Annotated in this window: 13 protein-coding genes; 4 read left to right on the forward strand and 9 right to left on the reverse strand. The window is 39.6% G+C overall.

Features of this window, described 5'->3' with window-relative positions; translation table 11 throughout:
• Both JR005_RS06430 and JR005_RS06435 read right to left on the reverse strand, forming a co-directional pair.
• On the reverse strand, window positions 1–146 hold a 146-nt coding region (locus tag JR005_RS06430; protein ID WP_267460121.1), incomplete at its 3' end, for an SMR family transporter.
• Window positions 147–302: 156 nt separating this feature from the next.
• On the reverse strand, window positions 303–533 hold the full coding sequence (locus JR005_RS06435) for a hypothetical protein (protein ID WP_004985094.1): 231 nt from the start codon (window positions 531–533) through the stop codon (window positions 303–305).
• Window positions 534–799: 266 nt separating this feature from the next.
• Between JR005_RS06435 and JR005_RS06440 the strand changes: the two genes are divergently transcribed.
• The gene (locus tag JR005_RS06440; RefSeq protein WP_218665734.1) at window positions 800–1,156 is read left to right on the forward strand and encodes an ASCH domain-containing protein; all 357 of its coding nucleotides are present in this window, start codon (window positions 800–802) and stop codon (window positions 1,154–1,156) included.
• Window positions 1,157–1,363: 207 nt separating this feature from the next.
• Here the strand turns inward: JR005_RS06440 and JR005_RS06445 are convergent, their stop codons facing one another.
• Window positions 1,364–2,062, reverse strand: coding sequence for a DsbA family oxidoreductase (locus JR005_RS06445; RefSeq protein ID WP_218665735.1), 699 nt, complete (start codon window positions 2,060–2,062; stop codon window positions 1,364–1,366).
• 186 nt (window positions 2,063–2,248) lie between these two features.
• Between JR005_RS06445 and JR005_RS06450 the strand changes: the two genes are divergently transcribed.
• Complete coding sequence (locus JR005_RS06450; RefSeq protein ID WP_218665736.1) at window positions 2,249–3,025, forward strand: hypothetical protein; 777 nt, start codon at window positions 2,249–2,251, stop codon at window positions 3,023–3,025.
• Window positions 3,026–3,092: 67 nt separating this feature from the next.
• On the opposite strand, the gene bfr is transcribed toward JR005_RS06450, so the two are convergent.
• The 6 genes from bfr to gmk form a co-directional block, all read right to left on the reverse strand.
• Complete coding sequence (gene bfr / locus JR005_RS06455) at window positions 3,093–3,557, reverse strand: heteropolymeric bacterioferritin subunit Bfr (RefSeq protein ID WP_004995250.1); 465 nt, start codon at window positions 3,555–3,557, stop codon at window positions 3,093–3,095.
• Between the two features lie 250 nt (window positions 3,558–3,807).
• Window positions 3,808–4,002 (reverse strand): bacterioferritin-associated ferredoxin, encoded by a 195-nt coding sequence (locus JR005_RS06460; protein ID WP_010588682.1) that lies wholly within the window; start codon window positions 4,000–4,002, stop codon window positions 3,808–3,810.
• 220 nt (window positions 4,003–4,222) lie between these two features.
• Window positions 4,223–4,606 (reverse strand): RidA family protein, encoded by a 384-nt coding sequence (locus tag JR005_RS06465; protein ID WP_004985108.1) that lies wholly within the window; start codon window positions 4,604–4,606, stop codon window positions 4,223–4,225.
• 111 nt (window positions 4,607–4,717) lie between these two features.
• Window positions 4,718–6,829: a RelA/SpoT family protein gene (locus JR005_RS06470; protein ID WP_151829913.1), complete on the reverse strand. Its 2,112-nt coding sequence runs from the start codon at window positions 6,827–6,829 to the stop codon at window positions 4,718–4,720.
• Window positions 6,830–7,218: 389 nt separating this feature from the next.
• A complete protein-coding gene (gene rpoZ / locus JR005_RS06475; RefSeq protein ID WP_004985115.1) occupies window positions 7,219–7,500 on the reverse strand; it encodes a DNA-directed RNA polymerase subunit omega in 282 nt (93 codons plus the stop codon).
• A 67-nt stretch (window positions 7,501–7,567) separates the two neighbouring features.
• Window positions 7,568–8,191, reverse strand: a complete 624-nt coding sequence (gene gmk / locus JR005_RS06480; protein WP_004995247.1) for a guanylate kinase — start codon at window positions 8,189–8,191, stop codon at window positions 7,568–7,570.
• Between the two features lie 143 nt (window positions 8,192–8,334).
• Here gmk and ispH point away from each other — a divergent pair, with 143 nt between their 5' ends.
• Complete coding sequence (ispH, locus tag JR005_RS06485) at window positions 8,335–9,285, forward strand: 4-hydroxy-3-methylbut-2-enyl diphosphate reductase (protein ID WP_004985120.1); 951 nt, start codon at window positions 8,335–8,337, stop codon at window positions 9,283–9,285.
• 144 nt (window positions 9,286–9,429) lie between these two features.
• A partial coding sequence (locus JR005_RS06490) for a type IV pilin protein (RefSeq protein WP_218665808.1) occupies window positions 9,430–9,520 on the forward strand: 91 nt, incomplete at its 3' end.

The raw sequence follows: 9,520 nt of genomic DNA on the forward strand, positions 1-9,520 counted from the left end.
GTTAATAAATAGAATGCACAGACATAGCAAATCACCATGATTAAGGTATAAAGTGCATGGGTAAAGCCTTTGGTATGTGGCAACGAAGATGTTGCAATGACATCAAATATAATCGCAAGGCCAAGCGCTAGATAAGCTTTAATCATGGATTACACCATTTAGAATCAATAAAGCTCAAGTGCCAAAATTTTAATTGAACCAAAAAAATTATATAGACCAAATAAAAACTCTCCACAAAGGGAGAGTCTTCAAGATATTAAGATAAGAATAAGTGATTAAAGTGATTCAAATCCTTTTTTTATTTAGGCTGAAGCATGAGTATGTTGGCAGCGACGAGAATAAATCTTACCAGCTATACCTCCAATCAACGCACCACTAAAGGTTCCAAAAACAGGAAGAATGCTGCCTGCTACCGCACCTATTACCACACCTTTTACAGTTGGAGAGAAACGTGATTTTTTTGCTGATTCCTGCTCATTTGCTGTCGAAGTGTTGGCTGTATCTAATACATTAGGATTTTGATCAGTTGCCATTTTCATTTCCTCTTATTTAGGTTGAGATATCCATGACCTGAATTGAGTCGAACGAGTCATTGAATTTATCTAAACACAAGATTCAGCCTGAATTTGTGGCAGAGCTGTTAATAAGAAATCAAGTTTAGTAACAACCTTGACAGTTTCGTTGCAAGCCACATACTTTGGGTGAAAGAACTTTTCCATAAAGTGTCTAAAGCAATTTTTTGTATTTCATCCATTCGTGAAACTTTTACAATACTCAAAAATAAATCCAGAGCAATACTGTGAAAAAATTAAAAGCACTCTCTATCGTAGCGCCCGCTTGTGAGCGAATTATCTCAGGACAGAAAAAACTGGAAATTCGTTCATGGCGACCCGAACATTTGCCGCTACGTGATTTAGTGATCGTACAAAATACGCAGTTTCTGCATAAAGACGGTGATGAACAGATCGGGACAGCGATGGCAATCATTGATATTGTTGCTGTACATGCATGGCGTAAAGATGAAATTGAAATGGCCTGTGCAAACTATTGGAAAGAAGGATATTGGGCTTGGGAAATTACCAATGTGCGTCCGCTTGTACCTGGCATTCAGTGCATGGCCAAACGTAGGATTTATGAGATTGATCTTGCTATATGAAAAAGGCTATAAAAAATCCCCCTGAATGAGGGGGATAAACTCAATGCTGTTCATCCATTGATTGGGTTGGATGAGCATGACGAGAAATTAAAATTACAGCGCAGTTGATGCATCTCATTTTAAAAGTTCTCAATCAGTGAACCTAGTCTATTTATGCAACGCAGCATTGCAAAATAAGCCTCGACGAACCCAGTTTAACACCGAGATTTATTTTTGCGGAATTTCGCAACTGTCATCATGACAACTTGCTGCCGTCGTAGCGGCGATGGATGATTGAGGCTGATCCTGCGCTTGCTGTAAAGCCTGTAGAAAAACCTCACGTGGCTGTGCGCCTGACAGAGCTAACTTTTGATCGAACACGAAAAAAGGCACACCACTAATATTGAGCTGTTCATGCGCAATTTTTTCATCATGACGGACAAAATCAGCCAACTCATCGCTATCAAGTACAAACTCGACTTCGGCATGATCCAAGCCAATTCTGGAGGCAATTTCCTCTACAACTTCACTTTCACCAATAGCAAGACCTTCCGTCATATATGCATGGAAAAATGCTTCCTCCGCTTGACTTCCTAAGCCCTTACTTTGTGCTAAATGGATGATACGATGTGCATTAAAACTATTACCAGATTTGGCTTGCTGCCATTGGAAATCGATTCCTTCACCGGCTGCCATTTCGGCAATATTACGTTCCATTTCTTGCATTTCTTCAAAACTACGACCATATTTAATCGCTAGACGCTCTGTATTTGACATATCATGTTTGGCGGGAGCATTCGGATCCAACTCAAAACTATGCCAATGAATCTCTAACTCGATACCTGCCTGCTCTGCAACGTGCTCAAGACGTTTCTTACCAATATAACAAAAGGGGCACACCACATCTGACCAGATATCTACGCGCATGATGGATACTCAATTTTATTTAATAACTTTATAATAGAGGCGAGTGGATCGCGTTTAAAGTACAAAAATTGCAATACAGCATTACATTTTGTGCAATTGAGTGATCTTTAAGAGCATGAAATTTGAGATTGAATTCAGACATCACGATAAAACATAACAACAAGCAAATAAATCAAGGAGGTGTATATGTCAGTACGCCGTTTAACCATAGGCTTTGTGCTATTAATCCTACTGGTTGGTTGTGTCTTTTGGTTTTATAAAAATTCACAATACCAACGTGATGATGTGTATAACCGAGAAATGTTCGATGTGGTCATGGCTGAAAAAATGCAGCAGCTTTATGATCAAGCACAAAACTGGGAACAGCCTATTCATCTGGATGTCCATGATAAACGGCTATATGGTGATTATAAAATCATGTCAGAGTTTTTGCTCAATTACTGGATGCAAAATGCCGAAGCGAGAAATCTGTATTTACGTGAGCTAAAAGCCGCCAAATGGGATCAGTTTCTGGATGTAGATCGACTTGATCAGGATCGTCAGCATAATTATGTGGAAACCACACAAATGCTGGCAGATGTAAAAATGATAGAAACGAATTATTTGCAGGATAATAGTGAATCTCAACAGCATTTTTTAAATCAGGCACGCAGTTTATCCATTCATCCTGAGATGAAAGCAACGCTATTGGTCAAAATTAACCAAAAACAAGATCAACGAAAAGAATATGCGTTGTTTAATCTGGAACAACAGATTTATAGCAAAGCAGAGCAAATGTTTGAGTTATTAAAAAATCATCGCTGGCAGAAACAAGACGGCAAGATCTCATTTTATGACGCTGCACAGGTTAAACAATTCAATCAGCTTTATCAGGATGTTTTGCGCATAAATGCAAAAATTGAAAAAATTAAAAGTCAAAATGCACAAACATTACAGCAGGATGTAGCTTCACCTCGCCAATAAATAAAGGCAGATCAGCTGGATCTGCCTTTGCTTGGATTTTTTGAGAAAACAAATGATTAAAACAGAATTAAACCTGACTTTGGATATAGTTTTCGATACCAACATCGTCAATCAAGTCAATTTGCGTTTCTGTCCAGTCCCAATATTCTTCTTCTTTTTCCAGAATTTCACGAACTAAATCACGAGAGACGTAATCCTGAGCCAATTCACACACTTCAATGGTTTTCTTTTCGACTTCAATGTTCTCTTTGACTTTACGTACATCACACTTTAAAACTTCTGCGGTATGTTGACCGATATAAAGTTTGCCCAGATGTTGCAGATTTGGTAGACCTTCTAAAAATAAAATACGCTCAATAATTTTATCGGCATGTTTCATCTGGCGAATTGATTCTTTATATTCACTTGAACCTAGTTTTTCGATTCCCCAGTCATTACACATACGAGAGTGTAAAAAATACTGATTAATCGCAGTGAGATGATGATAAAGCACTTGATTCAGTTGATTGATGACTTCACGATTGCCTTTCATTGCGCGGACTCCCAAAACAAATTTTGCCCCGACTAAGGTTCAAGGCCATCTTTTTCAGATCATTTTAATGAAGATTTGAGCTTCAAGCGAGTAATTTATGGAACAGCAAATGAAAATCGCAATCAAAAACAACTAAATATAAAATATAGATAAAATAAAACCCGCTTAGAGTCACAAGCGGGGAGGAGAGTATGATCTGGGGATCATGATAATATTGTTATAATTATGTTCAAAATAAATTTATCGCCATCTAGGCTGCAACTGAAATACGCGCAGCAATTTCAGCCAATTCATCACTAATAATCGTACGAGCTTCTGGTGCGCAACGACCACAGCACGTGCCTAAATCTAGTAAATCACGAATTTCTCGATAGCTTTCAGCACCGTTTGCAACAGCATCTTTAATATCTTGATCGGTAATACCGCGACATAAACACACGTACATCAGACTTATTCGCATTAATAAATGGGATAACTGATATTATTGATAATTATTATCGTTTGTCAATGAAATTCATTTGAAAATACGATTTTTAATATTGTCATTTTGAATAAAAAGCTAAGAAACAAATGGAAAATCCGAGCATGGCTCGGACTTCTTAATAACGTGATGTGCTCTATAGAATTAAAATGCTGAAAGCTGAAATCATTAAAAAACGCATAAATTATTGATGAATAATTACAATTCCGTCCATTTCAACCAAAGCACCTTTGGGTAAACTTGCGACACCCAACGCAGCGCGTGCAGGATAAGGCTGAGCAAAATACTCACCCATAATTTGATTGACGAGCTGAAAATGAGATAAATCAGTCATAAAAATATTAAGTTTCGCGATATCTGCTAGTGTTCCGCCTGCCGCTTCACAGACCGCTTTTAAATTATCAAATACGCGGCGAATTTGAGCCTCAATACCTTCAACAAGTTCCATACTATATGGGTCTAAACCAATTTGACCTGATAAATACAGTGTATTACCCACTAATATTGCTTGAGAATAAGTTCCAATCGCAGCAGGTGCATTTTCCGTATGGATCACTTGACGGGTCATTGATTTCTCCTAAATCTGATATTCTGACCATCATAATCCATGCGGCTGTTAGGCAAAAGACCGATTCATGAATTATCAGGAATTTATTCAGTCTTGTTTTTTCAAAAATGATTAGCTTGCCTGAGAGCTTTCCATAATAGCGGGTGGCAGTGCCAGACGGGAAATGCGAGGGAAGTTAAATTGCATACGCAGATCACGGATAATTTGTGCAATTTGTTTACGATTATTAACCACAATATTGACATAAGTACAGTCAGTGGTTGGATACACTTGTTCGACCCCAATGTGCGATTTACGGCATAGATAAATCAATTCGGAGACTTGCTCGTCATCCATTGCCAGCTCTACGCATAAATAGGCATTAAAACTGACATCCTCCAGATCATCTGATTGCCACTGTAAAGGCATGATATTTTCTGGATGCAAATGTTGTTCATGCAATAAATTATGACATCGAGCGCGATGCACAATCAGACCACGTCGAGACAGATGACCCTGAATTGGATCGCCTAACACTGGATTACAGCAATGTGCATATTTAACATCAATCCCTTCAGTTCCCTGAATTAATCGATCAGATTCATGCGTTTCAGCTTGCGCTGTGTCCTGCTGTACATATAAATGATTGGCGACCAGTTGCGGTAAAAGGTCACCCACTGCAATTTGTTCAAATAATGTATCTTTATTTTCAACATGACGCCATTGCAACACATCCATCCAGTCCGATTCAGATAAATCATTGATGGATCGATTAAACAGTTTTAATGCTCGATTTAAAGCTTGTTGTCCAACCAGGCGCTGTTCTTCAATATCCTGATCCCGCAAAATATTTTGCAGGGCTCGACGCGCTTTTTGCGTATTAATAAAACTGAGCCAATCTGGATTAGGTGTGGCTAACACATCGGTAATGACATCAACCACCTGACCACTGGTCAATGGCGTAGAAAGCGGACGAATTTCACCATCGACTTTAGCACCTACCGCATGGTTGCCCAAAAAGAGACTGGCGGCATAGGCAAAATCTACCACCGTTGCACCTTGAGGCAATTCATGCAAATGTCCATGTGGGGTATAGACCCAGATTTTTTCTTGATGCAGATAATCGAGTAAATCATTGAATGTGGTTTTAGCACAAGCATCATCAATCAGGGTATTTAAATTCTGCATAGACGCCTGAATGGCTGAACGGCAGGCCTGCGGTGCATTTTCACCGAGTACCACCCCGAAACGCGCCGCTTTACGCATCAATTCCGTCTGAATCGTTAAAGAAAGCGTGGTATTTTCACCTTTTAGTTTCATCAATAAAGATTGATTACCGCCTGGCAATGGGCGACGAATATGATCTTCATAATGCAACACTTCAAAGTTTTCACGGAGTGCTTCAACTAAACGATCACAGTCTGCAATACTCTGTAAGATGATTTCAAAAGCATGGCTGTGCGTAAGTTCGTGCAAATCAATTTCATTTTTGACAAAGTGGCGCAGTAATTCAATATTATTATTTTTCTTTTTAATTCGACCATTGATTTGATAAGCAAGGAGTAAATCTGCTAAATGCTTTTCCCATTGGGTCTGATATTCACAGCGTTTGGGTTTACTTTCGAGTAAAGCGGTCTGAACATTATTGTACATATCCAGATCAAGATTTTGATAACACAATAGTTCAAGGTTATCCGCCATTTCATTCATGCCGACAATACGCGCCATCGGAACGAAAATATCCAGCGTTTCCTGCGCGATACGAGCGCGTTTATCTGGACGCAAGGCATCTAGCGTGGTCATATTATGGTAGCGATCTGCAAGCTTAATAATAATGACACGCGGGTCTTGCAAGGTCGCTTGTAAAATTTTACGGAAAGAAGCCGCTTTATTAAATTGCTTATCACTGGAATGGGTCAGTTTGGTTACACCATCCACCAAATCTGAAACAGTCCGTCCAAAACGCTCTGCCACATCATCTTTGGTATATTCTGTATCCTCAATGACATCGTGCAATAACGCAGCCATCAAGGTTTCTGCATCCAGACGCATATGCGCCAAAATACAACACACCGCGATAGGATGCAGCACATAAGGCTCACCACTTTTACGGGTGATTCCTGAGTGTGCCAGATCGGCAAAATCACAGGCAGCAAGCACACGCTCGACATCCTCAGCTTTTAAATAGGCATCGATAATAAGTTTGAGCTGTTGCTTGGCTTGGCTGACCTCTTCGCCTGGCATAGAGCACCTTTATTTACAGTGAATAATGAGAATCTATCTATCTCTTAATGAAATGCATATCGCAAATTTTGTCAATTCGTTCACACAAATATTCGCGGGTAAATTTCAATTGGGGAGATCGGCAGAATCAATCGAATCTTACAGTTGTATCAAATCTTTTATGTAGATGCATCATTTTTGAGAGGCGAGATGCATTTTTTTCACCAATTTTAGGATGCAAGTGTTTTATTTTTGAGCAAAAGGGATGGGTTGAATAAAAGAATAAAGAAAAAATGATGACAAATAGATGAATCTGAAAAATAAATTGTAAGGTTGAATGGCAAATCTTTTAATTTTTTTTGGGCATAAAAAAAGAGTGCAATAATGCACCCTTTTTTATATTGAAACGCTTATTGGAAAGAAAAACCTTCCAAATTTAAGCTGTTTGCAGACAACGCTAAATCAAGGCTAGACGTTTGATAGTCTTGATCGCGTTGTTTTAAAATATCTTTGGTCACGTGACCTGCTGCAATTTCACGTAATGCAACGACAGTTGGTTTGTCATTATCCCATTCTACAGTAGGTTCAATGCCCTGACGAGCAAGCTGACGCGCGCGTTTGCTTGCCACTAGTACAAGCTCAAAGCGGTTGTCTACATGGTCTAAACAATCTTCAACGGTTACGCGTGCCATATAAGTTCTCGGGTGATGAATACAACTAGACTGCAAAGTATAAAATGTATTGAGCGCAGACTCAAGTCTATTCGCTATTTGGCGTGATGAGTTGTTCGATCAACGACTGATGACGATAGACCTGTTGGGCAAGTGTCAAACGGTTCGCAGTAATAATCGACTCTAAATCATGTAAAGCTTTATTAAAGTCATCATTGATAATGACATAATCAAAATTGACATATTGTTGCATGTCTTCAACGGCGCAGCCTAAACGATGCTCAATGACTTCAACTGAATCTGTGCCGCGGTTAGATAAACGTTGACGTAAATCAAATTGGCTTGGGGGAAGAATAAAAATTTGTCGGGAATCAGGAAAAAGTCGACGAACTTGTTGTGCACCCTGCCAGTCAATTTCAAGTAAAACATCATGACCTTTTGCAAGTTGCTGTTCTACAGTGGCTTGCGAAGTCCCATAATAGTTACCAAAAACCTCAGCATATTCAATAAAACCGTTCTGTTCGACATGGCTTAGAAAAGCATCTTTTGTGGTAAAATGATAATGTACACCGTCGAGTTCGCCTGATCGCTGTCCACGGGTGGTATGTGAAACAGAGACGTGTAAATTGGTTACACGTTCCAGTAGGGCTTTGACTAAAGATGTTTTGCCCGTTCCTGAAGCAGCAGAAACGACAAACAATAAACCCGACATGATATTTTTCCTGATATGATAAAATATCTTCGCTATTGTAGTGTACCGAAGGCTTAAACTAAAGAGTTGTAGGGAAAGTTTAGGCGCTTATCTTTCTTAAAAATTTAAAATATTGTCTATTTTATTCATCTGTTGAGGATCATATGCAAATCGTATTGGCAAATCCACGAGGTTTTTGTGCTGGTGTAGACCGTGCGATTGCGATCGTCAATCGCGCTCTGGAATGTTTCAGCCCCCCGATTTATGTGCGCCACGAAGTGGTTCATAATAAATTTGTGGTGGATGACTTACGTCAGCGTGGTGCAATTTTTGTTGATGAACTGGATCAGGTTCCAGATGATTCGATTGTGATTTTTAGCGCGCATGGCGTTTCTAAAGCAGTTCAGCTTGAAGCAGAACAACGCGGCTTAAAAGTTTTTGATGCCACTTGTCCATTGGTAACCAAAGTTCATATTGAAGTGACCAAGTATGCCCGTGAAGGAACAGAAGCGATTTTGATTGGTCATGAAGGTCATCCAGAAGTCGAAGGCACCATGGGACAATATGATAAAAAAAGTGGCGGAGATATTTATCTGGTTGAAGATGAGCAGGACGTTGCTGAGCTAGCGGTGAGACATCCTGAGAAGTTGGCTTTCGTAACTCAAACCACGTTGTCGATTGATGATACGGCTAAAGTCATTGATGCTTTGCGTTCACGCTTCCCTCATATTCAGGGACCACGTAAAGATGACATTTGTTATGCTACGCAAAACCGTCAGGACGCGGTGCGTGATTTAGCTGTGCAGTGTGATGTTGTGCTTGTGGTCGGTTCTCCAAATTCGTCCAACTCCAATCGACTTCGTGAACTGGCAGAGCGTATGGGAAAATCGGCATATTTAGTCGATAATGCTGATCAGCTTGAACAGGCTTGGTTTAAAAAGACGGATAAAATTGGCGTTACGGCAGGTGCTTCTGCGCCTGAAATTTTAATTAAACAAGTGATCCAGCGGTTACAGGATTGGGGTGCAGATGCCCCCAAAGAGTTAGATGGGCGTGAGGAAAATATTACCTTTAGCTTGCCGAAAGAGTTAAGAATACAAGTGACACAGGCTTAATTTTAAACAAAAAGGTTTTTTGAGAACGGATGAGTGTTACTCATCCGTTTTTTTATGCCCTTAATCTTGATTGTATTGGTTCTGTAAAAAAAACCGATAATCTAAAATAATAAAGAAGGCGGTCATAATAAACAGGGGTAAACAATGCGTAGAAGTTTAGGATTTACGCTCATTGAGTTAATGGTCACTATTGCTGTGTTGGCGGTGATTGCGATGATAGCTGCGCCTTCTTTTG

Origin of the sequence: Acinetobacter sp. Colony158 (assembly GCF_019264745.1) — a bacterium.
Lineage (GTDB): Bacteria > Pseudomonadota > Gammaproteobacteria > Pseudomonadales > Moraxellaceae > Acinetobacter > Acinetobacter ursingii.